The following is a 26,419-nucleotide window of genomic DNA, read 5'->3' as shown; positions in this document are numbered from 1 at the left end:
ACAGCCGGGGGCGCCCCGGGCCGCGATGGCCCGGGGCGCCCCCGGTGTGCGTACGGACGGGCAGGGTCACGCCGCGTGCACGACGTCCTTCTCCTCCGCGAAGTGGCACGCCGAGTCGTGCGCGGCCGGGGAGTCCGAGGACTTGAAGCGCTCGGGCACCGCCAGCAGCGGCACCTCCTCGGCGCACTTGTCCTGCGCCTTCCAGCAGCGCGTGCGGAACCGGCAGCCGGACGGCGGGTTCGCCGGCGACGGGACGTCGCCGGTGAGGATGATCCGCTCGCGGCCCTCGCGGGCCTCCGGGTCGGGGACCGGGACCGCCGACAGCAGCGCCTGGGTGTAGGGGTGCGTCGGGTGGTCGTAGATCTGCGTGTCCGTACCGATCTCGGCCATCTTGCCGAGGTACATGACGCCGACCCGGTCCGAGATGTGCCGGACGATCGACAGGTCGTGCGCGATGAAGAGGTAGGACAGGTTGAACTCGTCCTGGAGCTTCTCCATCAGGTTGATCACCTGCGCCTGGACGGACACGTCCAGCGCCGACACCGGCTCGTCGCAGATGATGATCTCGGGCTGGAGCGCGAGGCCGCGGGCGATGCCGATGCGCTGGCGCTGGCCGCCGGAGAACTGGTGCGGGTAGCGGTTGATGTACTCCGGGTTGAGGCCCACGACGTCCAGGAGTTCCTGGACCTTGCGGCGCCGGTCGCCCTTGGGCGCGACCTCCGGGTGGATCTCGTACGGCTCGCCGATGATGTCGCCCACCGTCATACGGGGGTTGAGCGAGGTGTACGGGTCCTGGAACACCATCTGGATGTTGCGGCGCACCGCCTTCAGCGCGCGCCCGGACAGCCTGGTGATGTCCTGGCCCTTGTAGAAGACCTCGCCGGCGGTGGCCGTCTCCAGCGTCATGAGGAGCTTCGCGACGGTGGACTTGCCGCAGCCGGACTCCCCCACGATGCCGAGCGTCTCGCCCTGGTAGAGGTCGAAGGAGATCCCGTCGACCGCCTTGACCGCACCGACCTGCTTCTTGAACAGGATGCCCTGCGTCAGCGGGAAGTGCTTGACCAGGTTGCGGACCTGGAGGATCGGCTCCCCGCGCTCGACCGGGGCCTCGATCGCCGCCACCGCCTCCTCGGTGGTGGCGGCGTCGACGGTCTCGACCTCGGTGACGTTGGGGGTCGTGTCCACGGCGGCCTCGTCGTTCCTCTTCGGCTCAGCCATGGATCTGTTCCTTCCAGAAGTGGCACGCGCTGCGGCGGCCGGGCAGCTCGGCGCCGTCCCGCTCGGTGACGGACAGCAGGGCCGGGACGTCCGTACGGCAGATGTCCTGCGCCTTCGGGCAGCGCGGGTTGAAGGCGCAGCCGGACGGGATCTTCAGCAGGTTGGGCGGCAGGCCCTTGATCGCGTAGAGCTCCTGGCCCTTCTGGTCCAGGCGCGGGATCGAGTCCAGCAGGCCGCGGGTGTACGGGTGCGCGGGGCGCTTGTACAGCTCGTGGACCGGGGCGGTCTCGACGATCCGGCCCGCGTACATGACCGCGATCTTGTCCGCGACGTCCGCGACGACGCCGAGGTCGTGGGTGATCAGGATCAGGCCCATGTTGTACTCGCGCTGAAGCTCCGCGAGCAGGTCCATGACCTGCGCCTGGACGGTCACGTCGAGCGCCGTGGTGGGCTCGTCGGCGATGATCAGGTCGGGCTCCAGGGCGAGCGCCATCGCGATCATGATGCGCTGGCGCATGCCGCCGGAGAACTGGTGCGGGTAGTCGCCCACCCGCTCCTTCGCCGCCGGGATGCGCACCCGGTCCATCAGCTCGACGGCCTTGGCCCTGGCGTCCTTCCTGGACAGGCCCTGGTGGACACGGAACATCTCGCCGAGCTGGTAGCCGACGGTCAGCACCGGGTTGAGGGAGGACAGCGCGTCCTGGAAGATCATCGCGATCTTCTGGCCGCGGATCTTGCGCCGCTCCTCGTAGCCCATGGTCAGCATGTCCTGGCCGCGGAAGAGGATCTCTCCCTGCGGGATGCGGCCGGGCGGCATGTCGAGGATGCCCATGATGGCCTGCGCCGTCACGGACTTGCCGGAACCGGACTCGCCGAGCACGGCGAGGGTCTCGCCGGCGGAGACGCTGTAGTTGACACCGTTGACGGCCTTGACGACGCCGTCGCGGGTCTTGAACTCCACGTGCAGGTCACGGACGTCGAGCAGCGGTCCGCCGCTGTCCGTCGAACCTCGGGGCGCGGGAACATCCGCCGTCTTGTCGATGATGGTCATGTACGTACGCCTCCCTCAGCGCAGCTTGGGGTCGAGGGCGTTGCGTACCGCATCGCCGAGCATGATGAAGGCCAGGACGGTGATCGACACCATGATCGACGGGATGATCAGGACGTAGGCCGCGTTGCGCAGCTGCTCCTGGCCCGACGAGATGTCGACGCCCCACGAGACGGTCGGCTCCGCGAGACCGATGCCCAGGAAGGACAGCGTGGCCTCGGCCGAGATGTAGCCGCCGAGCGCGATGGTGGCGACCACGATCACCGGGGCGATCGCGTTGGGCAGGATGTGCCGGAGCAGGATGCGGGAGGTGGAGGCGCCGAGCGCCTTCGCCGCCATCACGTAGTCGGCCTGCTTGATGGTGATGACCGAGCCCCGGGCGACACGGGCGATCTGGGTCCAGCCCAGGAACGCGAGCGCCAGGATCACGACCCAGACGTGCCGCTGCTCGAAGGAGGTCAGCACCACCATCGCGCCGAGGATGAAGGGGATGCCGAAGAAGATGTCCGTGACGCGGGACAGCAGCGTGTCGATCCAGCCGCCGAAGTAACCGGCGAGCATGCCCGTCACCGTGCCGACGACGGTGACCAGGAGGGTGACGAGGACACCGACGGCGATCGACGCCCGGGCGCCGTAGATGACGCGGGCGTAGATGGAGCGGCCCTGGACGTCGTAACCGAACCAGTCCTCGGCGAAGAGGTTCCCCCAGTTCGGCTTCTGGAGGTAGTGCTTGGCGAGGTCCGCGTGCCGGGGGTCGGCGCTGGTGAACAGGCCCGGGAAGGCGGACATGGTCAGCAGGAACACGATCAGGACCGCCGAGATCACGAACAGCGGGTTGCGCCGCAGGTCGTGCCAGGCGTCGGACCACAGACTGCGCGGCTTCTCGGACTTGGCCGCGTCGGCGGCCTTGACCTGGGCGTCGGGTGCGACCGGCGTCCCGTCCTTGACGATGGCTTCGAGCGCCTCAGGCATAACGGATCCTCGGGTCCAGGACCGCGTAGAGCAGGTCGACGAGCAGGCTGGCGACGAGATACACGACCACGATGAGGGTGACGATGCCCACCACGGTGGAGCCCTCGCGCGACTTCAGCGCACCGAAGACGGCGTAACCGACGCCCTGGACGTTGAAGATGCCCTCGGTGACGACCGCGCCGCCCATCAGGGTGCCGATGTCGGTGCCGAGGAAGGTGACCACGGGGATCATGGAGTTGCGCATCAGGTGGACGCCCACGATGCGCCGGCGGGGCAGGCCCTTCGCCACGGCGGTGCGCATGTAGTCGGAGCGCAGGTTCTCCGCGACCGAGGTACGGGTGAGCCGGGCGACGTACGCGAGGGAGAGCGAACCCAGGACCACGGCGGGCAGGATCAGCTCGTGCGATTCCGCCAGCGCGCTCACATTCGGTTCGACCCAGCCCAGCTGGTGGGCGAAGAAGTACTGGGCGAGGAAGCCGAGTACGAAGGACGGAACGGAGATCAGCAGGAGCGTCACCACCAGCAGTCCCCGGTCCCGGAAGGTGTCGGCCTTCAGGCCGGCCAGGACACCCATGGCGATGCCGACGATCGCCGTGAAGGCGAAGGCGAACAGGGCCAGCCGGACCGTGATCGGGAACGCGTCCCCGATCACCTCGGCGACGGGGCGCTGGGTGGCGATCTGGGTACCGAAGTCGCCCTGGAACAGGCCGGTCAGATAGTTCCAGTACTGCTGCCAGATCGGCAGATCGAGCCCGAGGTCCTTCTTCATCTGGGCGATCTGTGCCGGGTCCACGGCCTGCTCGCCGGCGAGCGCGCGCACGGGGTCACCGGGCAGGGCGTACATCATCAAAAAGACCAGCAAGGTTGACCCGATGAAGACCGGGATCATCTGGAGCAGTCGCCGCGCGACATAACGCCCCATGTTTGCCTCCGTGTGGATAACTGTGGCCGGGGGCCGCTTCCTGATCGAGGAAGCGGCCCCCGGGCCTACCGCCGGTGCGGTGGCGGGTACTGACCGGATGAGGGGTGGTCAGCGGGCGGACTACTTCTTGACGGTGACGCCGGTGACTTCGAGGTCGCCGTGGAAGTCGACCTCGACGTTGTCGACGGCCTCGGAGTGTCCGCCGTTGATGCGGTACTGCCACAGCGGGATGGCCGGCATCTTCTCCAGCAGGAGCTTCTCGGCGTCCTGGTAGAGCTTGACCGACTCCTCCAGGGACTTGGCGTTGTCGCCCTTCCTGAACGCGGCGTCGACCTCCTTGTCGGAGAACTTGCCGTTGTTCGCCTCGGCGGTGGTGCCGTACAGCTCGCGCATGAAGTTGGCGTTCACCGGGTAGTCGGCGACCCAGCCACCGCGGTAGAAGGACTTCACCTGCTTGTTGTCACGGGCCTCCAGGTCGGTCTGGAAGTCCGGCTTCGCGTCCGGGAGGCACTCGACCCCGGTGGAGTTGCGGATGGACTCGCAGACCGCGGTCACCCACTCCTTGTGGCCACCGTCGGCGTTGTACTGGATCCAGATCTTGTTGCCCGGAACGCCGCCGCCCTCGGTGACGAGCTTCTTCGCCTTGGCCGCGTCGAACGTGAAGACGTCCGTGTCGAGCTTCTGGTTGCCCTGGACACCGACGGGCGTGAAGCTCGTGGCGGGCGTGCGCGTGCCGTTGAGCACCGTCTTGGTGATCGTCTGGCGGTCGATGCCCATCGACAGACCCTGCAGGACCTTCGGGTCGATGTCCTTGAAGGTCTTGCTGTAGAAGGTCGGGACGAGCGACTGGATCGCCGCGTACTCCTGGTCGATCGCGCGGTCGCCCAGGTCCTGCTTGTACTTCGGCAGGTCCTTCGGGCCGATCTGGCGGATCATGTCCAGGTTGCCGGAGAGCAGGTCCTGGTACGCGGCCTCGACGGTCGCGTAGTTCTTGAAGAGGACACCCTTGTTCTGGGCCTTGTTCGGACCCTGGTAGTCAGGGTTGGCCTTGACCTGGATGAGCTTCTTGCGGTCCCACTTCTCGAAGATGTAGGGACCGTTGCCGACGGGCTTCAGGCCGAACGCCTTCGGGTCGTCGTAGAACGTCTTGGGCAGCGGGGCCCAGGTCGTGTAGCCGAGCTTGTACTCGAAGTACGGAACCGGCTTCGACAGCTCGATGGTGAACGTGGTGTCGTCCACGGCCTTGAGGCCGGACATCTTGTCGGCCTTCGGGTCACCCTTGGCCGGGTGGACGTCCTCGTAGCCCTTGATGTCCTCGAACCAGAAGGCGTTCTGCTGCTTGTTCTTGACGTTGGCGTACCAGTTCCAGGCGTTGATGTAGGACTCGGAAGTGACAGCCTCGCCGTTGTGGAACTTCCAGCCCTTCTTGAGCTTGACCGTCCACGTCTTCGAGTCCTTGGTCTCGATCGACTCGGCGTTCGTGTAGACGATCTGGCCCTTGGCGTCGAAGTCCAGGAGCTGGGTGAACAGCGACTGGATGACGTAGCTGCCGAGCGTCTCGTTCGTGTCGGCCGGGATCAGCGGCTTCTGCGGCTCGCCGACGTCGATGGAGACGTAACCGGCGGGCTTGCCCTTCTCCTTGGCATCCGTGTCGCCGCTGTCCGAGCCACCGCACGCCGTTGCCGACAGAGCCACGACTATCGCACCTGCGACCCACTTGGCGCTCTTGGCACCGCGCATGGGTTCCTCCTCATGAGTCCACTGATCACTACAAGAGGGGTAAGCAGACGGTCGCCGACACCCCTGACGGCGATGAGTCGCATGTACCCCGAGTGTGCTCGTGAGTCGGCACTCCCCACAGTGCGTGACCCATTGACCCGAGCTCAATGGAGCCAACTATTAAGTAACACCGACCCGTAAACCACACCTAAAGGGTCTCGTTTTGACAACATCGACCGGGCCCACCTGCCCGAAATCCGGACAAAGCGATCACACACAGACACCCCCGAAACGGACTGTTAACGCAACTTCCGGAGAGCAATGACCGATAACCGGACGCACCCGCCCCTAAATACGTTTGACGACAAAGATCATAAGTGCGTGCCGGTTCCGGGTTCCTGACACGCCGAAGGCCGGTTTCCGTCATTCCCCGCGGGGAGCGACGGCAACCGGCCTTCGGCGTGTCAGAACGTCAGTACGCAGGACGTCGGCGCGTCAGGCGCACCCGGGTGTCAGCGCTTGGCGCGCGAAGCCGTACGGCCGCGCTCCTTCTGGTCCAGGACGACCTTGCGGATCCGCACGGTCTCCGGGGTCACCTCGATGCACTCGTCCTCGCGGCAGAACTCCAGGGACTGCTCCAGGGAGAGCTTGCGGGCCGGGACCACGTTCTCGGTGGTGTCCGCGGAAGCCGCACGCATGTTGGTGAGCTTCTTCTCCTTGGTGATGTTCACGTCCATGTCGTCGGCGCGCGAGTTCTCACCGATGATCATGCCCTCGTAGACCTCGGTGCCGGCCTCGGTGAAGATGACACCGCGCTCCTGGAGGTTGACCATCGCGAACGGCGTCACCGTGCCCGCGCGGTCGGCGACCAGCGAGCCGTTGTGACGGGTGCGCAGCTCGCCGAACCACGGCTCGTGGCCCTCGAAGATGGAGTGCGCGATGCCGGTGCCGCGGGTCTGCGTCAGGAACTCCGTACGGAAGCCGATGAGGCCGCGGGACGGGACGATCCACTCCATGCGGACCCAGCCCGAACCGTGGTTCGTCATCGTCTCCATGCGGCCCTTGCGGGTCGCCATGAGCTGCGTGATCGCGCCGAGGTGCTCCTCCGGCGAGTCGATCGTCATGCGCTCGATCGGCTCGTGCTTCTTGCCGTCGATCTCCTTGGTGACCACCTCGGGCTTGCCGACGGTCAGCTCGAAGCCCTCGCGGCGCATCTGCTCGACCAGGATGGCCAGCGCCAGCTCACCACGGCCCTGCACCTCCCAGGCGTCGGGGCGCTCGGTGTCCAGGACGCGCAGCGAGACGTTGCCGACCAGTTCGCGGTCGAGGCGGTCCTTGATCTGACGCGCCGTGACCTTGTGGCCCTTGCCGCCCTTGCCGACCAGCGGCGAGGTGTTGGCGCCGATGGTCATCGAGATGGCCGGCTCGTCGACCGTGATCAGCGGCAGCGCGATCGGGTTCTCGGGGTCGGCCAGGGTCTCGCCGATCATGATGTCCGGGATACCGGCGATGGCGCAGATGTCGCCCGGGCCCGCCTTCTCGGCGGGCTTGCGGGTGAGGGCCTCGGTCATCATCAGCTCGGTGATGCGGACGTTGGACATCGTGCCGTCACGCTTGATCCAGGCGACGGTCTGGCCCTTGCGCAGCTCGCCCTGCTCCACGCGGCACAGCGCGATGCGGCCGAGGAAGTTGTCGGCGTCGAGGTTGGTGACGTGCGCCTGGAGGGGGGCGGACTCGTCGTACTCGGGGGCCGGGACGTGCTGGAGGATCGTGGTGAAGAACGGCTCCAGGTTCTCGCTGTCGGCCGGGACGGTGCCGTCCTCCGGCTTGGTCAGCGAGGCGACGCCGTCACGCGCGCAGGCGTAGACGATCGGGAACTCGATCTGGTCCTCGTCCGCGTCCAGGTCCAGGAACAGGTCGTACGTCTCGTCGACGACCTCGGCGATCCGGGAGTCCGGGCGGTCGGTCTTGTTGATGCAGAGGATGACCGGCATCTTCGCGGCGAGCGCCTTGCGGAGCACGAAGCGGGTCTGCGGCAGCGGGCCCTCGGAGGCGTCGACCAGCAGCACGACCGCGTCGACCATCGACAGGCCGCGCTCGACCTCACCACCGAAGTCGGCGTGGCCGGGGGTGTCGATGATGTTGATCGTGATGACGTCGCCGCCATCCTTGGGGTGGTACTTGACGGCCGTGTTCTTGGCCAGGATCGTGATGCCCTTCTCACGCTCCAGGTCGTTCGAGTCCATCATGCGGTCGTCGAGGTGCTCGGCGGCGTGCGCGGCGAAGGCGCCGGCCTGCTTGAGCATGGCGTCGACCAGGGTGGTCTTGCCGTGGTCGACGTGGGCGACGATGGCTACGTTACGGATGTCGTGGCGCGTGGGCATGGGTGAGTTGCGCTTCTCTCGATCGTGGGATCGGGCGTCGTATTCGGTTCGTTTCCTCATACGCCCGCCGGGCGGTCGCGCCACGGCTACCCCCCATGGTACGGGGAGTGAGCCGCGCGGGCTTCCGGGGCGATCGGTACCGGCCCCGTGCGGGGCCCGGATCGGTCCGGCGAAGCCGTGCCGGGGAAGGTGTCCGGGCCCTTGCGGAGAGGTGGGGTGCGGGGCTGTCCCGGGTCAAGGGGCACCCGCCACTCTGCCCGCCGGCACGGCCGGCGGGCAAGTGACTTGAGCCAATCCTGAGGGTCCTGACCTGCGAGTTCTCCTCTTCCTCCGGCTTTCTTCGCTCCTTCTTCGCTACTTCTTCGACCGGTTGTCGGTTTCGGCCTTCCGGAAGCCGATGTCCTGGTAGCGCGGGGTGGCGAAACCGAAGGCGCCCGCGTTGGCGAGACCGGACCTGACGGCGACGACCTCGGGACGCTGGAAGAGCGGGATGGACCCGGCGGCGGCCCAGATCCGGGCGTCGGTCCGCTTCAGCAGGTCACGGGCGGCTTCCTCGTCCAGCTCCGCCATGGCCTGGTCGAAGAGCTGGTCGATGTGGTCCGTACCGACGCGTGTGTAGTTCTGCTCGACCAGCAGCGACCCGTCGGCGGCCGGCTCCGGCTTGGCGAAGATCGGGCGGGCGTCGGTGGCCGGGTAGGGGGTGGCGGGCCAGGAGTAGAGGGCGAGGTCGTAGTCGCCCGAGGCGATGTGGTCCTTGAAGTAGCTCGCGTCGGAGACCTTGCTGATCTCCGTGCGTACGCCGATGCGCTCCAGCATCTGCGAGATCTTGTCGCCGACGGCGCGCAGCGTCTCCGAGCCGGGGCCCGCCGGGAGGACGAAACGCAGGGTCAGTGTCTTGCCGTCCTTGGCGAGCGGGCCCGGGGCGGCGCCGGCGGGGGCCGCGGTGCCGAGCGGGGCGTAGGCGCCGGCGACGCCGCCCTTCCGCCGGCCCTCGGCGCTGTCCTTGGTGCCCGCGTCGCTCCGCGGCCGGTCCACGAAGCGCGCCTGCACGCGCAGCGCCCGGCTCTGGAGGACCGCGTCCGGCGCCGGGGCCAGGACGTACGTACCGGATTCCGGGCCGTAGGCCCTGCCGCCCGGCTTGGAATCGCTCACGTCCGCGTTCTTCTCGTCACTCTCGTCGTCTCCGACGATGTACATGCCCTCGTCGGCTTCGCTTTCCTTGTTCTTCTCCTTCTTCTCCTTCTTCTCCTTCTTCTCCGCCTCGCTGCCGGCCTTCGCCCCGTCCGGCTTCTGCCGCGCCGCGCCGCCGGGTGCCCAGCCCGCGTCGGCGAGCAGCGCCTGCGCGGCCTGGGTGTCCTGGTCGCCGAGTGCGCCGCTGCTGTCGGTGTACCCCTCCTGGCCGGCCAGCGCGAGGTGGCTGCCGAGCGGGTGGGCGGGCAGGCCGAGCGGCTTCAGTACGACTTCGGCGAGCGCGCGGCGGTCGAGCGCGCGGGCCACGGCGCGGCGTACCCGGTCGTCGGTGAGCGGGCCCGACGTGCCGTTCAGCGCCAGCTGCGTGTAGGCGGGTTCGAGGGACTTGCGGACGGAGAAGCCGCGCAGCTCGGCCTGCTCGTCGGCGTACTTCCTGATCGCCTCGCGGGACTTCTCGCGGGCCCTCTGTTCGGCCTCGGCCTCCTCCTCGGCGGAGCCGTGGGCGACCGCCCAGGACCTGAGCGCGGAGGCGGGGGTGACGGCGGCTCCGGGACCGTGGTCCGGCCGCTGCCCCTTGGCGCCGGCGCCCGCCTGCCGGGCGGCCAGGGCCATCCGGTCCGCGGTGGTGCGGCCGATGTCGGCGATGTCGAGCTCACCGGCGGCGAGCGCGGCGGTGCGCTTGTCGCGCGCCACCGCACGGAAGACGAGCGTGTCGAGCTTGGCGATCCGCCCCCACCAGCGGGGATTGCGGACGAGCGTCACCTTGCCGGCCGCGCGGTCCTGGCTCTTGAACACGAAGGGGCCGGCCGTCGACGTGAGCTTGGCGCGGGCGCCGTCGTTGAAGGAGTCGGGGCTGCCCGTCACGCTCTTCGGGTAGAGCGGTGTGAAGAGCGAGCGCCAGTCCGCGTAGGGCTTGCCGAAGGTGACCCGGACCTCCAGGTCGTCGGCGCCGCGCTCGATCTTCTCGATGCGCTCGTAGCCGGCGTTGCGGGCGGTCCAGTACGCGGTGTCCCTGCCGTTGAGCGCACGCCACTGGGCCACGAAGTCCGGCGCCCCGATCTCCCGGCCGTCGCTCCACACCGCCCGCTGGTTGAGCTTGTAGAGCACGACCTGCTTGGGCTCGCGCTCGACGACCTCGGCGGACTCCAGGTAGTCGGCGTTGCGCTGCGGGCGGCCGCGCTCGTCGAGGGTGAAGAGCGCGGGGAGTACGGCGCCGGTGATGCGTGTGGTGGAGGCGTCCGCGTCGGCCTGGAAGGCGTTGAGGGTGGCCGGTTTCGTGTCGAGGGCCCAGCGCACCGTGCCGCCGTCGGCCAGCTGGTCGCGTCCGGCCGGGGCGGTGTCCTGGGGGGCCGCCGCCGCCCGCGCCGTGTCGTCGCCCGAGGAGCAGCCTGCCAGTGCGGGCAGCGTGAGCACACCGGCGGTGACGAGCGCGAGGCAGGGGACGGCCCGGGCCCACCGGGGCGTGCGGAGGGGTGCCTTCCTGCGGGGTGCCTCCCCGGGGGGGACCTTCCCGCGGGGGACGCCGACGTGGGACATGGCTGGTACCTCCAGGGCCGGCCCGGCCCACACCCGGTCGGAATGGGTCCGGTTTTTCACATATGGCGGCATATGATGGTGATCACATCTCCTGCCCATCAACTGAAAAGGACCCCGCGCGTGAGCCGTCGGCGACACGGCGGCACACCCCGAGAACCCCACCCGTGCGGCCCAACAGAGGGGGCGCACGGACCAGCGCGCGCCGAGAATCGCTGCACATCCCTTCACAAGGAGGGATGTGACGCGCGACACTCGCAGGCGCATGAGCGTGACCACGCGCCACCGTGGAAATGAGGGCATCCCATGTCCCTGCAGGACGACCTGGCAGCGGTTCAGCGCTGCCTCGACACTCTGGTCCAGTCGGTCGAACGGCTGGAGAAGCAGGTCGGCGGCGGCAGCCTGGAGATCAGGCGTGTACGCACCGACGCGAGCCACCTCCGCGAGAGCCTCGTCCTGCTGGCCGAGGCCGCCCCCACCTTGCACCGCCCCCCGTCGCGCCCCGACCTGGTGGCCATCTCGGACGACCCGTACAACAGCGCGCTGTGGACGGACTCGGACGACGAGGGTCTCGGCGCCCGCGACCGGCGCGCGCCGTAGCGGGACGGCCGCAGCGGCCCGCCGTCCGTCGCCGTCCCCGCCCTGTCCCGACTGCCCGCTCCCTACGGAGTCCTCGTTGGCCACTGGTACGGAACCCCAGCCCCGCACGGACGTCCCCGGCGCCCATGGCGTCCACGACGCCTCGCGCGCCACGATCACCGCCCGCCATCTGCGTACGGACCGCTGGTGGCTGGCGCCCGCCGCGACCGCCGCCGGGCTGCTCGCCTTCGTCGTGTACTCGACCTGGCGGGCCTTCGCGAACGCCGACTACTACGCGGCGCCCTACGTCTCGCCGTTCTACTCGCCCTGCCTGGCGGAGAACTGCGTACCGATGAAGGACGGCCCCAACTGGGAGATCCTCGGCACCTGGTGGGGCCTGTCCCCCGCCCTGCTGATCCTGGTCTTCCCGCTCGGCTTCCGGCTGACCTGCTACTACTACCGCAAGGCCTACTACCGGGGCTTCTGGGCCTCGCCCCCGGCCTGCGCCGTCGCCGAGCCGCACAGGAAGTACACCGGCGAGACCCGCTTCCCGCTGGTCCTCCAGAACATCCACCGGTACTTCTTCTACGCCGCCGTCCCGGTCGCCGGGATCCTGACCTACGACACCGTGCTGACCTTCCGCGACGAGACGTACGCCTGGGGCCACCTGGGCCTGGGCACCCTCGTCTTCCTGGTCAACACCGCGCTGATCTGGGCGTACACCTTCTCCTGCCACTCCTGCCGGCACATCGTCGGCGGCAGGCTCAAGCACTTCTCCAAGCACCCGGTGCGCTACCGGCTGTGGGGCTGGGTCAGCAGGCTCAACGCCCATCACATGGCACTCGCCTGGGCCTCGCTGATCAGCGTCGCGCTCGCCGACTTCTACGTGTACCTGCTGGCGTCCGGCGCCTTCGAGGACCCGCGGCTGTTCTAGACGACCGGACAGGACAACTGGACGACCGGATGAAAGGTGCCCGATGACGCAGCTCGAACGGCAGCAGTGGGACGTCGTCGTGGTCGGCGCGGGCGGCGCCGGACTGCGCGCCGCCATCGAGGCGCGGGAGCGGGGGGCCCGTACCGCGGTCATCTGCAAGTCGCTCTTCGGCAAGGCGCACACGGTGATGGCCGAGGGCGGCATCGCCGCGTCCATGGGCAATGTGAACTCCGGCGACAACTGGCAGGTCCACTTCCGCGACACCCTGCGCGGCGGGAAGTTCCTCAACCAGTGGCGGATGGCGGAGCTGCACGCGCGCGAGGCGCCCGACCGGGTGTGGGAGCTGGAGACCTGGGGCGCGCTGTTCGACCGTACGCCGGACGGGAGGATCTCGCAGCGCAACTTCGGCGGGCACGAGTACCCGCGCCTCGCGCACGTCGGCGACCGGACCGGTCTGGAGCTGATCCGCACCCTCCAGCAGAAGATCGTCGCGCTCCAGCAGGAGGACTTCCGCGAATCCGGCGACTACGAGGCGCGGTTGAAGATCTTCCAGGAGTGCACGGTCACCCGCGTGCTGAAGGACGCGGACGACCGCGTCGCGGGGACCTTCTGCTACGAGCGCGAGTCCGGCCGCTTCTTCGTGCTGGAGGCGCCGGCCGTGGTGCTGGCCACCGGCGGCATCGGCAAGTCCTTCAAGGTGACGTCGAACTCGTGGGAGTACACGGGCGACGGCCACGCGCTGGCGCTGCTCGCGGGCGCCCCGCTGCTCAACATGGAGTTCGTGCAGTTCCACCCGACGGGGATGGTCTGGCCGCCCTCGGTGAAGGGCATCCTCGTCACCGAGTCGGTGCGCGGCGACGGCGGCGTCCTGCGCAACTCCCAGGGCAGGCGGTTCATGTTCGACTACGTCCCCGACGTCTTCAAGGAGAAGTACGCGCAGTCCGAGGAGGAGGGCGACCGCTGGTACGAGGACCCGGACAGCAACCGGCGTCCCCCCGAGCTGCTCCCCCGCGACGAGGTCGCGCGCGCCATCAACTCCGAGGTGAAGGCGGGCCGCGGCTCCCCGCACGGCGGTGTCTTCCTCGACGTGTCGACGCGCATGCCGGCCGATACGATCCGGCGCCGGCTGCCGTCGATGTACCACCAGTTCAAGGAGCTGGCGGACGTCGACATCACCGCCGAGGCGATGGAGGTCGGGCCGACCTGCCACTACGTGATGGGCGGCGTCGCCGTCGATTCCGACACCGCCGCCACCCGTACCGTCCCGGGGCTGTACGCCGCGGGCGAGGTGGCGGGCGGCATGCACGGCTCCAACCGGCTCGGCGGCAACTCGCTCTCGGACCTGCTGGTCTTCGGCCGCAGGGCCGGTCTGCACGCCGCGCGGTACGCGATCGGGTTCGAGGCCGAGGCCGCACGGCCGCGGCCGGACACCGCCCAGGTGGACGCGGCGGCGGCCGAGGCGCTGCGCCCGTTCGGCGCGCAGGGGCCGGAGCCGGGCGCGACCGGCACGCGTCCGCCGGAGAACCCGTACGCCCTCCACCAGGAGCTCCAGCAGACGATGAACGACCTGGTCGGCATCATCAGACGGGCGCCGGAGATGGAGCGGGCCCTGGAGAAACTGTCCGAGCTGCGGGTACGGGCGCGCCGGGCCGTGGTCGAGGGGCACCGCCAGTTCAACCCGGGCTGGCACCTGGCCCTGGACCTGCGGAACATGCTGCTGGTCAGCGAGTGCGTCGCGCGGGCGGCGCTGGAGCGCACCGAGAGCCGCGGCGGTCACACCCGCGAGGACTGCCCGGCCATGGAGCGGGAGTGGCGCCGGGTCAACCTGCTCTGCCGGCTGACGGACGCGGCCGGCGGTGCGGCGCCGGCCGATCCGGTGGAGGGACAGATCTCGCTCGTACGGGAGACCACCGAACCCATCCGTCCCGATCTGCTCGGCCTCTTCGAGAAGGAAGAGCTGATCAAGTACCTCACCGAAGAGGAGCTCCTGTCATGAGCGGATGCACGGCATGAGCGGCTACACAGCGGCCTTCAGGGTGTGGCGCGGTGACGCGGACGGCGGGCGGCTGGAGGACTTCGAGGTCGAGGTGAACGAGGGCGAGGTCGTCCTCGACATCGTCCACCGCCTCCAGGCCACCCGGGTGCCGGACCTGGCGGTGCGCTGGAACTGCAAGGCGGGCAAGTGCGGTTCGTGCAGCGCGGAGATCAACGGGCGGCCGCGGCTGATGTGCATGACGCGCATGTCGGTCTTCTCGCGCGAGGAGACGGTCACCATCACACCGCTGCGGGCCTTTCCCGTCGTCCGCGACCTGGTGACGGACGTGTCCTTCAACTACGCGAAGGCACGGGAGGTGCCCGCCTTCGTACCGCCCCCGGGGGTCGCGGCGGGCGACTACCGGATGCAGCAGATCGACGTGGAGCGGCCGCAGGAGTTCCGCAAGTGCATCGAGTGCTTCCTGTGCCAGGACACCTGCCACGTGGTCCGCGACCACGAGGAGAACAAGGGGTCCTTCGCCGGTCCGCGGTTCCTGATGCGGATCGCCGAGCTGGACATGCACCCGCTGGACGCGGCGGCCGAGGCCGGCGTCGACCGCAAGAAGACCGCGCAGGACGAGCACGGGCTCGGCTACTGCAACATCACCAAGTGCTGCACGGAGGTCTGCCCCGAGAACATCAAGATCACGGACAACGCCCTGATTCCCCTGAAGGAGCGGGCCGCCGACCGCAAGTACGATCCGCTGGTCCAACTGGGCAACAAGATTTTCCGGCGCCCGGAATAGAGGCGGTACGCCGCCGCGCTGCACCTGTCGCCATGAGTCGACGATTACGACGGTACGACGGGGGACACACGCATGTGGAACGGTGACGCACTCGATCTGGACGCCTACCTGGACCACCTGGGGTACGAGGGGGACCGCTCCCCCACCCTGGGAACCTTGCGCGCGCTGCACCGCGCGCACGTGCTGAACGTGCGCTGGGAGAACCTGGAAGCGGTTCTGCGGGGGGACGTCCCGCTCGATCCGGCCACGATCCAGAGCAAGATGATCGGCAACCCGCGCGGCGGCTACTGCTTCGAGCACGCCTCGCTGTACGCCGCGGCCCTGGAGCGGCTCGGCTTCCGGTTCTTCACCGTCCTGGGCCGGATCAGGATGGGCGCGCCCAAGATGCTGCCCACCACGCACGCCATGCTGATCGTGGAGATCGACGGGCGGCGCTGGCTGAGCGACATCGGCTTCGGGGCGAGCCCGCTGGAGCCGATCGAGCTGACGGACGGCACGGACGGTACGGAAACCACGGACGGCGTGTGGGCGTACCGGCTGCGGCGCGGGGAGGTCACGCCGGGCGCGGACGGGTGGACGCTCTACCAGCCGGCCCGCGAGGGCGAGAGCGACGACACCGGTGACGGGTGGATGGCGCGGCACACCTTCACCCTCGACCCGCAGTACCCGGTCGACTTCCGGACGGCGAACCACTTCATCGCGACGAGCCCGCACTCCCCCTTCAGCTCCCGCCCCTTCGTCCAGCGGGTGCACCCCGACCGGCTGCACGTCCTGGACAACCGCACGCTGACCACCGTCAGGCCGGGTGTCGCCGGGCCGCCGGAGGTGCGGGAGCTGGAGCCGGAGGAGGTGCCGAAGGTCCTGGCGGACGTGTTCGGCATCGAGCTCACCCCGGACGACGCGGACCTGCTCCTGACGAAGCTGGTCTGACGCCGGCGTCGGCCCAGCCGCCGCTCCGCGAACTCCCCCTCCCCCCGGACCTCGTCCGGGGGGAGTCCCAAGAGGCTGGGATCGCCGAGGACGGGGCGGGGCCGTGCCCCGCGGGGCACGGCCCCGCCCCGTCCTCCGCTCGCGAGCCGCGCAGCACGGACATAACCTCACAAACGTGATGCGAACCGCCGCCGCCCGGATCTTCCTCAGCACACTGCTCGCGGCGTGGTGCCTCGCAGTGCCCACGGCCCCCGCATCCGCCGAAGACCCCGTCCGCCTCTCCCGCGACGGCCAGATCACCGACAGGGCGGGCGCGCTCGGCGACCGTGCGAACGACGTCGAGGCCGCGCTGGACCGCCTCTACGACACCCGCCGCGTCCAGCTCTTCGTCGCGTACGTCCGTGACTTCTCCGGGAGGCCCGGGCAGAGCTGGGCCGACGCCACCGCCGGGCGCAGCGGCCTCGGCCGCGACGACGTGCTGCTCGCGGTCGCCACCCACGACCGGCAGTACGCCTACTCCGTCGACCAGGACTCGCGCCTCACCGACACCCAGCTCGACGACGTCGCCAGGATCGCGATCGAACCCGCCCTGCGGGAGAACGACTGGGCGGGCGCGGCGATCGGCGCCGCGAACGGCTGCGCCGCGGTGCTCGCCGGACAGCCCGTCCCGGCCCCCACCCCCACCCCGGGCGAAGCCGACCCCGGCGGCGGTGCGGGGGACGGCGTGAGCGGCGCCGGGGATCTGGTGCTTCCCGTGGTCGCGGTCGGCGCGGCCGGTGCGCTGGCGGCGTACACGTACACCCGGCGCAGGAGGCGCGCGAGCACCCGGACCACGCCCGCCCGGGGGGCCCGGGAAACCCGGGAGGCCGAGGCGGCCCGGGAGGCCCGGGAGCCGGAGGTCCCGCTGTCCGAGCTGGACGCGCGGGCCGGACGGGAGCTCGTTGGGACGGACGACGCGGTCCGCACCAGCGAGGAGGAACTGGGCTTCGCGACCGCCCAGTTCGGCGAGGAGGCGGCCCGCCCCTTCGCCGAGGCGCTCGCGCACGCCAGGAGCGAGCTGGCCGCCGCCTTCCGGCTGCGCCAGCAGCTCGACGACGCCCACCCGGAGGACGATGCCGTCCGCCGCCGCATGCTCGACGAGATCGTCGCCCGCTGCGCCGAGGCCAACCGCCGGCTCGACGCCGAGGCCGAGTCGTTCGACCGACTGCGCGCCCTGGAGCAGAACGCCCCTCAGGCGCTGGCCGCCGCCGAGGCGGCGTTCCGCGATCTCGCCGGGCGTACGGGCACGGCGGAGGCGGTGCTGACCGCGATGCGCGGACGGTACGCCGACTCCGCGGCCGCGCCGGTCGCCGGCCACGCCGAGCGGGCCAAGGACCGGCTCGCCTTCGCGACCGGCAGCCTCTCCGAGGCCCGGCAGGCGGTGAACGCGGGCGACACGGGCCGGGCGGCCGTGTTCGTACGGGCCGCCGAGAGCGCCGTCGGCCAGGCGGCCACGCTCATCGACGCCGTCGACCGCCGGGCGCGCGAGCTCGCCGAGGCGGCGGGCAGACTGCCCGGCGCGCTGACCGAGACCGAGACCGACCTCGCCGACGCCCGCGGTCTTCTGGAGGGCCTCGAGTCCGCGGCGCAAGGCGGTGGCGGCGGAGCCCCGACCGCCGGCCTCCAGGGGCGCATCGCCCGCGCGGAGGCGGTGGTCACCGACGTACGGCAGGAGGAGCGGTCGGGGCGGTACGACCCGATCGACGCCCTGCGCCGCGTCGAGGAGGCCGACTCGGTGCTCGACGCGGCCCTGGCGGGGGCGCGCGAGCGCGAGACGGTGGCGCAGCGGGCGCGCGCCCTGCTGGGCCAGGCCACGCTCGCCGCCCGTGCCACGGCCGGGGCGGCCGCCGACTACATCACCACGCACCGGGGCGCGGTCGGCAGCCGGGCCCGCACCCGGCTCGCGGAGGCGCAGCGCCACCTCGAACGGTCCGCGGCCACCGCACCGTCCGACGCGCCCGGCGCGCTCGCCGAGGCCCAGCGGGCGGACGCCATGGCCCGGCAGGCGCAGAGCCTGGCCGAACAGGACGTACGCGGGTACGACGACCGGTTCGGCGGCGGCTTCGCAGGCGCGGGCGGCGCGGCCGGAGGCGGCCTGGACGGGGCCGTGCTCGGCGGCATCCTCCTCGGCGGCCTCCTCGGCGGCGGCCGGAGCGTGGGCGGCTTCGGCGGGGGCGGAGGTTTCGGCGGCGGGGGCGGGGGCTTCGGCGGCGGCCCCGGCAGTTTCGGCGGCGGGGGCACGCGGGGCCGCAGGGGCGGCGGCGGCCGGTTCTGACCCGTACACCGCTCGCACACCACTCAAGGAGATGCGCATGACGAAGCAGACGGTCCTCGGCCGCGTGACCCAGCTCGCGAGGGCCAACGTCCACTCCCTCCTCGACCAGGCCGAGGATCCGCAGAAGATGCTGGACCAGCTGATCCGCGACTACACCGACAACATCAGGGAGGCCGAGGAGGCCGTCGCGGCCACCGTCGGCAATCTGCGGCTCCTGGAGCTGGACCACGAGGAGGACGTCGAGGCGGCCAGGGAGTGGGGCGTCAAGGCGCTCGCCGCCAGCAGGAAGGCCGACGAGATGCGCGGCGCCGGGCCGGCGACGCAGGCGGACGCCTTCGACCGCCTCGCCAAGGTGGCGCTCCAGCGGCAGCTCCGGTCCGAGAAGGAGGCGAAGGCCGCCGAGCCGGTCATCGCCACGCAGACGGAGGTGGTCGACAAGCTCAAGGCCGGTCTGGTGCGGATGAAGACCAAGCTGACCGAACTGACCTCCAAGCGCGACGAACTGGTGGCCCGCGCCACCTCCGCGCAGGCGCAGAACCGGATGACGGACGCCGTGAAGAGCATCGACGTCCTGGACCCGACGAGCGAGCTGAGCCGCTTCGAGGACAAGGTGCGCCGGGAGGAGGCGAAGGCGATGGGCAGGCAGGAGCTGGCCGCTTCGTCCCTGGACGCCCAGTTCGAGCAGCTGGACAACCTGGGCGACGACGCCGAGATCGAGGCCAGGCTGGCCGCCATGAAAGCCCGGTGACCGCCGTTCCGTATCGGCTCCGGCTCCGGTCCCGGCTCCGGCTCCGGTCCCGGCTCCGCCGTCAGAAGAGGCTCAGCAGCTCGTCGACACTGAGCCCGCCCTTCTCCGCCTCCCCCGTCGGCAGGGCGAGTTCGAACCAGACCGTCTTCCCGCGCGGGGTGCGCCGCGAGCCCCACGCGGCGCTGAGCAGGTCCACCAGCTGAAGCCCGCGCCCGCCCTCGTCGGTGTCGCGCGCCCGGCGTCGCCGCGGCTGGACGAGGCCCGCGTCCCACACCTCGCACACGAGCGTACGGTCGAGGAGCAGCCGGAGCCTGATCTCGCCCTCGCCGTACCGCAGGGCGTTGGTCACCAGCTCGCTGACCAGCAACTCCGTGGTGTCCACCAGGTCCTCGAGGCCCCAGGACAGCAGCTGCGCCCGCGCCAGTTCCCGCGCCCGGCCCACCGAGCGCGGCTCGCGCGGCAGCCGCCAGTCGCCGACGGAATCGGCGGGCAGCCCCTGGATGCGGGCCATCAGCAGGGCGATGTCGTCCTCGCCGTGCCGGGTGTCGAGGGTGCTCAGCACGTGGTCGCAGACCTCCTCCAGGGGACGTACAGGATCGGCGAGCGCCCTGCGGAACTCGCGCAGCCCCTCGTCGAGCGGATGGTCCCTCGACTCGACGAGCCCGTCCGTGTAGAGGGCGAGCAGCGCACCCTCGGCCACCTCGACCTCGACCTCCTCGAAGGGCTCACCGCCGACGCCGAGCGGCATGCCCGGCGGTACGTCGAGCAGCAGCGCCTCCTCGCCCGGTTCGACGAGGACGGGCGGCAGGTGGCCGGCGTTGGCGAACGTACAGCGGCGGGTGACCGGGTCGTAGACGGCGTACACGCAGGTCGCGAGGTAGACCTCGGAGAGGTCGGCCTCGCGTGCCTTGTGGGCGGCGCGTGAGGCGTGCTGCGCGCCGCTGGGCGAGCCGAGGCCGCGCGCGATCTCGTCGAGGGCGTAGAGGACTTCGGCGGGCTCCAGGTCGAGGAGCGCCAAGGTCCGTACCGCCGTGCGCAGTTCGCCCATGGCGACGGCGGCACGCAGGCCGCGGCCCATCACGTCGCCGACGACCAGGGCCGTGCGGTGGCCGGGCAGTTCGATGACGTCGAACCAGTCGCCGCCCACCTCGGTCGCGGTGTTGCCGGGCAGGTAGCGGCAGGCGATGTCGAGTCCGGCGGCCTCGGGGTCGCCGGGGGGCAGCAGGCTGCGCTGGAGGATCAGGGCGCGCTCGTGCTCGCGCCGGTAGAGGCGGGCGTTGTCGATGCAGACGGCGGCGCGCGCGGCGAGTTCGGTGGCGAGCGCGAGGTCGCGCTCGCCGAAGGGCTCGCTCCCCTTCGCGCGGGAGAACTGGGCGAGGCCGACGACGGTGTCGTGGGCGACCATCGGCACGGCGAGCGTGGTGTGGACGAGGCTGCCCTCCTCACCGGGCACGACCCGGGCGCGGGCGGTGCGCAGGGCGCTCGCGCAGGACGAGTTGAACGGGTAGCGGTGGACGTCGCCGACTTCGGCCGGCGCCGGGGCGTCGCCTCCGGCGAGGCGTGCGGGGACGACCGGCGGGCCGTCCGAGACCGCGCTGGCGAAGGCGACGCGGCGCAGCTCGGCGCTGCCGTCGGCCCGGCCCGGCGGGGTCTCGTCACCGGACAGGAGCCCTTGGTAGAGGTCGACGGACGCGAGGTCGCAGAAGCCGGGGACGGCTACGCCGAGGAGTTCGCGGGCGGTGGTCTCCAGGTCGAGGGAGTTGCCGATACGGGCGCCGGCCTCGTTCAGCAGGGCGAGGTTGCGGCGGGCGTCGGCGGCCTCGCGGGCGGCGACGTGGCGGCGGGTCACGTCGGTGGCGAGCCCGGCGACCCCGATGGTGCGGCCGGATCCGCTGTGCACCCGGTAGAGGTTGACCGACCAGTGCCTGCGCTCCGTCTCGCCGGGGGCGGTGCCGACGATCTGCAGGTCGGTGACGGCCTCGCCGGTCTCCAGGACCCGCTCCAGGGCCGCGGTCATCCGGTCGGCCTCGGGGCGGGAGAGGTAGTCGTGGACGGTGCGGCCGCGGTGGTCGGCCGCACTGCCGCCGAAGACGGTGGCGAAGCGCTGGTTGGCACGCTGGACGGTGAGGTCCGTACCGAAAAGCAGGAATCCGAAAGGAGATTGACCGAAAATGGCCTGCGAAGCAGCGAGGTCGGTCTCGATCCGGCGCACGGCATGGATGTCGACGACGATGCAGAGCGCGGCCCGTTCGCCGTCGCTCGCCGCGCTGGGCATCACATAGATCTCCGCGACGCCCTGCGCGCCCTGCGCGCCCTGCGCGCCCTGCGCGCCCTGCTCACCCTCGCGGCCGGGCGTCCGGAACGGTACGAGGCCCGTCCACTCCTTGCCGTCGAGGATCCCGGCGAGCCGGTGCTGTCCGCGCATCCGCAGCTCGCAGGGCATGAAGGTCTCGACCGGGTCCTTGCCCACGACCTCGTCGGCGGCCAGGCCGAACAGCTCTTCGGCCCGCCTGCTCCACTGCTCGACCAGCCCGTCGGGGCCCACCGAGAAGGAGGCGACTCCGATGTAGTCGTAGATCGAGCCGGGCGGGCTGTTCTGCCACATCACTTCGCCAGCTGTCGCTGGTATCTCGTTCACGCGACCGTCCCCTCCAGCTCAGCGCACCGGACCGGTCCTTCCCGCAGTATTCAGCACTACGGTCACAACCTGCACGGCGTTCACGATCACAGCACGGTCTCGTTCCTTTTCGGCCAGGAAAGATTTCCCCCGAGGTGATCATTGTCCCTTCCCTCTTCTAACCAGGGAGAGCCAGCTCGAACCACACCGTCTTGCCCGTTCTGCCGCGCCGGGTGCCCCATCGCCGGGTGGAACAGGCCACCAGTTGCAGACCCCGTCCTCCCTCGTCATCGGGGCCCGCGGCCCGCTCCAGGGGCGGATCCGGAAGCGGGTCCGAGACCTCGACCACCAGTACGGGCCGTGCGCCCGGCGGGTGGCCGTCGGTGGCGGGGCACAGGAGACGGACCCCGATCGGCCCGGACGCGTACCGCAAGGAATTGGTCACCAGCTCACTGACCAGCAGTACCGTCACGTCTCCGACGGCATCCGACAGGTCCCAGGCGCGCAGCGCGTCCCGGACGGCGTGGCGGGCGGTACGGACGGCACCGGGCTCAGCAGGGAACGACCACTCGGCGCAGGCGCCGTCGGTGTCGATCACGCCGATCACATCCCAGATCCCAGACCTGCAGCAGACCCGCGTCCTTTTTCGTGGGGTTAATCTGCACATACCCGATATAAGGGCCGAGCTATCGCAGCCCTGGGTGCACAGGGGCACGAACGGCGTACAGGCCCCCGCCGCACGCCCCGCGGTCGGGGCTCCGGGTCTGCGTGGGAGCCGCGCGTACGGCGGGGGGCGCGGCGTCGTCCGTCACGCCTGCGCGGCGGTCCCCGGCAGAGCGCTCAGGCGGCGTACCGCCTCGGCGACGGCGGGGCGGTCCTGGACGAGCCAGTCCACGGTGTCCGCCTCGTGCGGAAGGAGCCAGCGCAGGGCGTCGTGGTCCTGGAGCGGGCGAGGGGTGCCGGACAGCAGCCGGACGGTCCACACCTGGAGGACGTAACCGGGCTTGAGGGGCCACTCGCCGGGGATGCGCTCCCTCACGTCCGCCTCGACGCCCAGTTCTTCGCGCAGCTCGCGTACGAGCGCCCGCTCCGGGCTCTCGCCGGGCTCGACCTTGCCGCCGGGCAGCTCCCAGCCGCCGGCCAGCTCGGGCGGGGCGCTGCGGCGCGCGGCCAGCAACCGCCCCTCGTGGAACACGGCTGCGCCCACCACCACGACACGATCAGTCACGCCAGTCATGCCCCGGAGCCTACGGCGTACGGGAAAAGCGGCGGGACGCGGACGGGCGGCCCCGGACGGGCGGCTACTGGACGCTCTGGCCGAGCCGCTCGACCCAGTACAGCCGCTTGTGGCCGCAGCCGTCGAAGCTGTCGACGATCTTCTGCGCCTCGGCCCTGGTCGCGTACCGGCCGACGCGGTACCGGTTGCCGTTGTCGTCCTGCCGTATGACCAGCCACGGGAGAACAGCGCCGCTGTCGCTCATCGTGCGCCTCCGTCCGCCGGCGTGTCCGTTTCTAAGGATCCCCAGGAAACCGCAGTCCGCATATGCCCGACCCTACGCCTGACCTTCACTCAGCGGATACGCTTTTACACAAAGAGGTACGCATCAAGCCATGGGAAAGGGGGCGCACTCCGGCGAGTGCGCCCCCTTTCCCGATGGCCGTTCAGCCCTCGCGCGGCGGCAGTGGCAGCGTCGGCACCGGCATCAGCACGGGGCCCGCCGCCTCCCCCTTGCGGCACATGTCGCCGCACTCCGAGTCGAGTGAGCAGCACAGCGAGCAGACGGGCCCCGACCGGGCGGGGCAGTCGGCGACGTCCGGCAGTTCGTACGCCGTCTCGCAGTCCGTGCAGGTGTGGGTGGCGGTGATGTCGTCGACGTCGACGTGCGGGCCGTTCACCGGGTTCGGGCGGGCCAGGTAGTACCTGCCCCGGGTGAGCCGGGCGATCAGCGGGCACAGGACGAGTGCGAGTCCGGCCGCGATGAAGGTGGAGAAGGCTTCGGCGTACTCCCCGAAGAGCCCGAAGAAGGCCAGGATCGAAACCGTCGAGGCGATGACCATGGCCCCGAAGCCGGCCGGGTTCACCGCGTACAGATAGGCCCGCTTGAACTCGATGTACGGCGGGCTCAGCCCGATCCGCTTGTTGATCACCAGGTCGGCGGCGACGGCCACGATCCACGCGATGCCGGCGTTCGAGTAGAAGCCCAGCAGTTTGTTGAGCGCCGCGAACATGTTCAGTTCCATCAGCGTCAGCGCGATGGCGAGGTTGAGGAAGATGTACCAGACGCGGCCGGGGTGCTTGTGCGTGATGCGGGAGAAGAAGTTCGACCAGGACAGCGAGCCGCTGTAGGCGTTGGTCACGTTGATCTTGATCTGGGAGACGATCACGAAGAGCGCGGCGGCGGGCAGGGCGACGGACCCCAGCCACGGCTTGAGCGCCTCGGTCTGGGGCGTGATCGGCTCCAGCGCGTGCGTCCTGCCGACCACCTCCAGCGCCACGAAGGCGAGGAAGGCGCCGCCGAGCTGCTTCGCCGCGCCGATGACGACCCAGCCGGGCCCCGCCGCCAGCACGGCGAGGTTCCAGCGGCGTCTGTTCGCCTCGGTCTTGGCGGGCATGAAGCGCAGGTAGTCGGCCTGCTCGCCGATCTGGGCGATGAGGGAGAGCGCGACGCCCGTACCGAGCCCGAAGGCGACCCAGGAGAAGCCGGAGCCGGCGCCCTCGGTGCCGCCGAACGTCGTGAACTCGCCCCAGGCGTCCGGCGCCTCGAAGGCCATCACGACGAAGGGCAGGACGAGACCGATCAGCCAGACCGGCTGCGTCCACGCCTGGACCTTCGCGAGCGCGCCCATCCCCCGGAAGACGATGGGGATGACGATCAGGGTGGTGACCAAGTAGCCGATCCCGACCGGGAGTCCGACGGCCTGGTGCATGGCCTGCGCCATGATCGAGCCTTCGAGCGCGAAGAAGATGAAGGTGAAGGAGGCGTAGATGAGCGAGGTCAGGGTGGAGCCGAAGTAGCCGAAGCCGGCGCCGCGCGTGATCAGGTCCATGTCGAGGCCGTACGTGGCGCAGGCGCGGGCGATCGGTATGCCGGTGAGGAAGATCACGGCGGCCGCGCACAGGATCGAGGCGAGGCCGCTCGTGAAGCCGTACGTGAAGACGATCGACGCACCGATCGCGAAGTCCGCCAGATACGCGATGCCGCCGAGCGCGGTGCCCGCGACCATCGACGGCGACCAGCGGCGGAAGGAGTGCGGGGCGTACCGGAGCGAGTAGTCCTCGCGGCTCTCGTCGGCGGCGAGCCGGGCGTAACTCCGCTTGGGCGGTTGCCCGGATCGCTCGGGTTGCCCCGGTTGCCCGGGCCGGCCGGGCCGCTCGTCAGGGGCCCTGGTCGCGGGTGTGGCGGTGTCCGTCATCGGTGGCTTCCCGTCCGTCCGGTGTGCGGGTACGCACGGGAAATTAGGACCGGGACATGACAGCCCGTCGCGGCCGTCGGTTACCCGGCCGTTACGGGATACGGCGGTGCGTCAACTCGGGATCACGGCGGGCGGACCAGGTGTCCGCACACCAGCCGTCGACCGCTTCGCGCCGGTCACTTCACGGGCAGGTGGTATGCGATCCGGTAGCGGTCGGCCGGGACCACCACGTCGGCCGTCTCGACCGCCATCCCCGACGCGTAGTACGTCCGCTCGATGACCAGCACCGCATGGCCCGGTACGCCGCCGAGCCTGAGCAGCTCCTCCGCGAGGCCGGGGCGTGCGCCGACCTCCTCCACCACGTTGTCCACGACGATGTCGATGGCGGCCATCCGCTCGACGACGCCGCAGCCGGCCAGCGGGCCCTCCTCGGGCAGCATCACGGGCGTACGCCCCGTGACGGTGAGGGGCTCCCAGGAGGTGGAGAGCATCATCGCCTCCCCCGCGTCCCTGAAGACGTACCGCGTGCGCATCACGCGGTCGCCCTCCTGGATGCCGAGCCGCTTGGCGATGGACGCGGTCGCCTCCTCCTGCTCGCTGCCGGACTCCCAGGTGCCGCGCGCGCCGGCCTCCGACTGCTCCTGCCGGAACGGGGTCGAAGGCACCGTCCCCCGGTAGCCGGCCCGGGAGATGCGGCGCGGGACGGGCTGCTCGCGCACGTACGTACCGGAACCGGAGCGGCCTTCGACCAGGCCCTCCGCCATCAGGACCTTGCGGGCCTCCAGGGCGACGGTGTCGGAGACGCCGTACTCCGCGCGGATGCGGGCCTGGGAGGGGAGACGGGTGTGGGGTGGCAGGGAACCGTCGGCGATCTTCTGCCGTAGATCGCCCGCGACGCGCAGATAGGCCGGCTGCTCACCGAATGTCACTGGCCACTCCCATCAGGTTGACAGACAGCAACAGCGTGACAACCGTAGGTTGTTGACCGCAAGCACGGGCCAAAGTTTCACCCGAAGTGATGATTTGCTTTTACGCAGGGCCTTGGCGTGGGTAGGGATGTCAGCCCCTCACCCCCGAACCGGCCGATTAGATTCCGCTTCCGGCCCCCGCACCCCG

Annotated in this window: 20 protein-coding genes; 7 read left to right on the top strand and 13 right to left on the bottom strand. The window is 70.5% G+C overall.

Going from position 1 to position 26,419, the window contains the following annotated elements; all coding sequences use genetic code 11:
• Window positions 1–66: 66 nt before the first annotated feature.
• From ACWDZ4_RS15570 to ACWDZ4_RS15540, 7 genes are all read right to left on the bottom strand, one after another.
• Complete coding sequence (locus ACWDZ4_RS15570; protein ID WP_451508920.1) at window positions 67–1,218, bottom strand: ABC transporter ATP-binding protein; 1,152 nt, start codon at window positions 1,216–1,218, stop codon at window positions 67–69.
• On the bottom strand, window positions 1,211–2,269 hold the full coding sequence (locus ACWDZ4_RS15565) for an ABC transporter ATP-binding protein (protein ID WP_451508919.1): 1,059 nt from the start codon (window positions 2,267–2,269) through the stop codon (window positions 1,211–1,213). Before ACWDZ4_RS15565 ends, ACWDZ4_RS15570 begins: the two co-directional genes overlap by 8 nt.
• Window positions 2,270–2,284: 15 nt before the next feature.
• The gene (locus tag ACWDZ4_RS15560; protein ID WP_451508918.1) at window positions 2,285–3,238 is read right to left on the bottom strand and encodes an ABC transporter permease; all 954 of its coding nucleotides are present in this window, start codon (window positions 3,236–3,238) and stop codon (window positions 2,285–2,287) included.
• Window positions 3,231–4,160: an ABC transporter permease gene (locus ACWDZ4_RS15555; protein WP_451508917.1), complete on the bottom strand. Its 930-nt coding sequence runs from the start codon at window positions 4,158–4,160 to the stop codon at window positions 3,231–3,233. Before ACWDZ4_RS15555 ends, ACWDZ4_RS15560 begins: the two co-directional genes overlap by 8 nt.
• Window positions 4,161–4,280: 120 nt before the next feature.
• Complete coding sequence (locus ACWDZ4_RS15550) at window positions 4,281–5,900, bottom strand: peptide ABC transporter substrate-binding protein (RefSeq protein ID WP_451508916.1); 1,620 nt, start codon at window positions 5,898–5,900, stop codon at window positions 4,281–4,283.
• Between the two features lie 491 nt (window positions 5,901–6,391).
• Window positions 6,392–8,263, bottom strand: a complete 1,872-nt coding sequence (gene typA / locus ACWDZ4_RS15545) for a translational GTPase TypA (RefSeq protein WP_451508915.1) — start codon at window positions 8,261–8,263, stop codon at window positions 6,392–6,394.
• 354 nt (window positions 8,264–8,617) lie between these two features.
• Window positions 8,618–10,990, bottom strand: coding sequence for an ABC transporter family substrate-binding protein (locus tag ACWDZ4_RS15540; protein WP_451508914.1), 2,373 nt, complete (start codon window positions 10,988–10,990; stop codon window positions 8,618–8,620).
• Window positions 10,991–11,293: 303 nt separating this feature from the next.
• Between ACWDZ4_RS15540 and ACWDZ4_RS15535 the strand changes: the two genes are divergently transcribed.
• The 7 genes from ACWDZ4_RS15535 (at window position 11,294) to ACWDZ4_RS15505 (ending at window position 19,272) form a co-directional block, all read left to right on the top strand.
• Entirely contained in the window at window positions 11,294–11,587 is a 294-nt protein-coding gene (locus tag ACWDZ4_RS15535) for a hypothetical protein (RefSeq protein ID WP_451508913.1), read from the top strand.
• Between the two features lie 76 nt (window positions 11,588–11,663).
• On the top strand, window positions 11,664–12,500 hold the full coding sequence (locus ACWDZ4_RS15530; protein ID WP_451508912.1) for a hypothetical protein: 837 nt from the start codon (window positions 11,664–11,666) through the stop codon (window positions 12,498–12,500).
• A 43-nt stretch (window positions 12,501–12,543) separates the two neighbouring features.
• A complete protein-coding gene (locus ACWDZ4_RS15525; RefSeq protein ID WP_451508911.1) occupies window positions 12,544–14,496 on the top strand; it encodes a fumarate reductase/succinate dehydrogenase flavoprotein subunit in 1,953 nt (650 codons plus the stop codon).
• 13 nt (window positions 14,497–14,509) lie between these two features.
• A complete protein-coding gene (locus tag ACWDZ4_RS15520; protein WP_451508910.1) occupies window positions 14,510–15,280 on the top strand; it encodes a succinate dehydrogenase/fumarate reductase iron-sulfur subunit in 771 nt (256 codons plus the stop codon).
• 72 nt (window positions 15,281–15,352) lie between these two features.
• Window positions 15,353–16,210, top strand: a complete 858-nt coding sequence (locus tag ACWDZ4_RS15515) for an arylamine N-acetyltransferase family protein (RefSeq protein WP_451508909.1) — start codon at window positions 15,353–15,355, stop codon at window positions 16,208–16,210.
• A 178-nt stretch (window positions 16,211–16,388) separates the two neighbouring features.
• Entirely contained in the window at window positions 16,389–18,524 is a 2,136-nt protein-coding gene (locus ACWDZ4_RS15510) for a TPM domain-containing protein (protein ID WP_451508952.1), read from the top strand.
• A gap of 37 nt (window positions 18,525–18,561) precedes the next feature.
• A complete protein-coding gene (locus ACWDZ4_RS15505; RefSeq protein ID WP_451508908.1) occupies window positions 18,562–19,272 on the top strand; it encodes a PspA/IM30 family protein in 711 nt (236 codons plus the stop codon).
• Between the two features lie 61 nt (window positions 19,273–19,333).
• Here ACWDZ4_RS15505 and ACWDZ4_RS15500 read toward each other — a convergent pair whose 3' ends face one another.
• The 6 genes from ACWDZ4_RS15500 to ACWDZ4_RS15475 all read right to left on the bottom strand — a co-directional run bounded on the left by ACWDZ4_RS15500 (window position 19,334) and on the right by ACWDZ4_RS15475 (window position 26,232).
• A complete protein-coding gene (locus tag ACWDZ4_RS15500) occupies window positions 19,334–21,910 on the bottom strand; it encodes a SpoIIE family protein phosphatase (RefSeq protein WP_451508907.1) in 2,577 nt (858 codons plus the stop codon).
• Between the two features lie 157 nt (window positions 21,911–22,067).
• The gene (locus ACWDZ4_RS15495) at window positions 22,068–22,496 is read right to left on the bottom strand and encodes an ATP-binding protein (protein ID WP_451508906.1); all 429 of its coding nucleotides are present in this window, start codon (window positions 22,494–22,496) and stop codon (window positions 22,068–22,070) included.
• A 201-nt stretch (window positions 22,497–22,697) separates the two neighbouring features.
• Window positions 22,698–23,126 carry a (deoxy)nucleoside triphosphate pyrophosphohydrolase gene (locus ACWDZ4_RS15490; RefSeq protein WP_451508905.1) on the bottom strand — a complete coding sequence of 143 codons (429 nt, stop codon included), beginning with the start codon at window positions 23,124–23,126 and terminating at the stop codon, window positions 22,698–22,700.
• A 64-nt stretch (window positions 23,127–23,190) separates the two neighbouring features.
• A complete protein-coding gene (locus tag ACWDZ4_RS15485; RefSeq protein ID WP_451508904.1) occupies window positions 23,191–23,370 on the bottom strand; it encodes an SPOR domain-containing protein in 180 nt (59 codons plus the stop codon).
• A 181-nt stretch (window positions 23,371–23,551) separates the two neighbouring features.
• Window positions 23,552–25,303 carry a purine-cytosine permease family protein gene (locus ACWDZ4_RS15480; RefSeq protein WP_451508903.1) on the bottom strand — a complete coding sequence of 584 codons (1,752 nt, stop codon included), beginning with the start codon at window positions 25,301–25,303 and terminating at the stop codon, window positions 23,552–23,554.
• Between the two features lie 176 nt (window positions 25,304–25,479).
• Window positions 25,480–26,232: a GntR family transcriptional regulator gene (locus ACWDZ4_RS15475; RefSeq protein ID WP_451508902.1), complete on the bottom strand. Its 753-nt coding sequence runs from the start codon at window positions 26,230–26,232 to the stop codon at window positions 25,480–25,482.
• Between the last annotated feature and the right edge of the window lie 187 nt (window positions 26,233–26,419).

The organism is Streptomyces sp. NPDC003016 (genome assembly GCF_053591455.1).
This window is presented reverse-complemented; position numbering and strand designations above follow the sequence as displayed.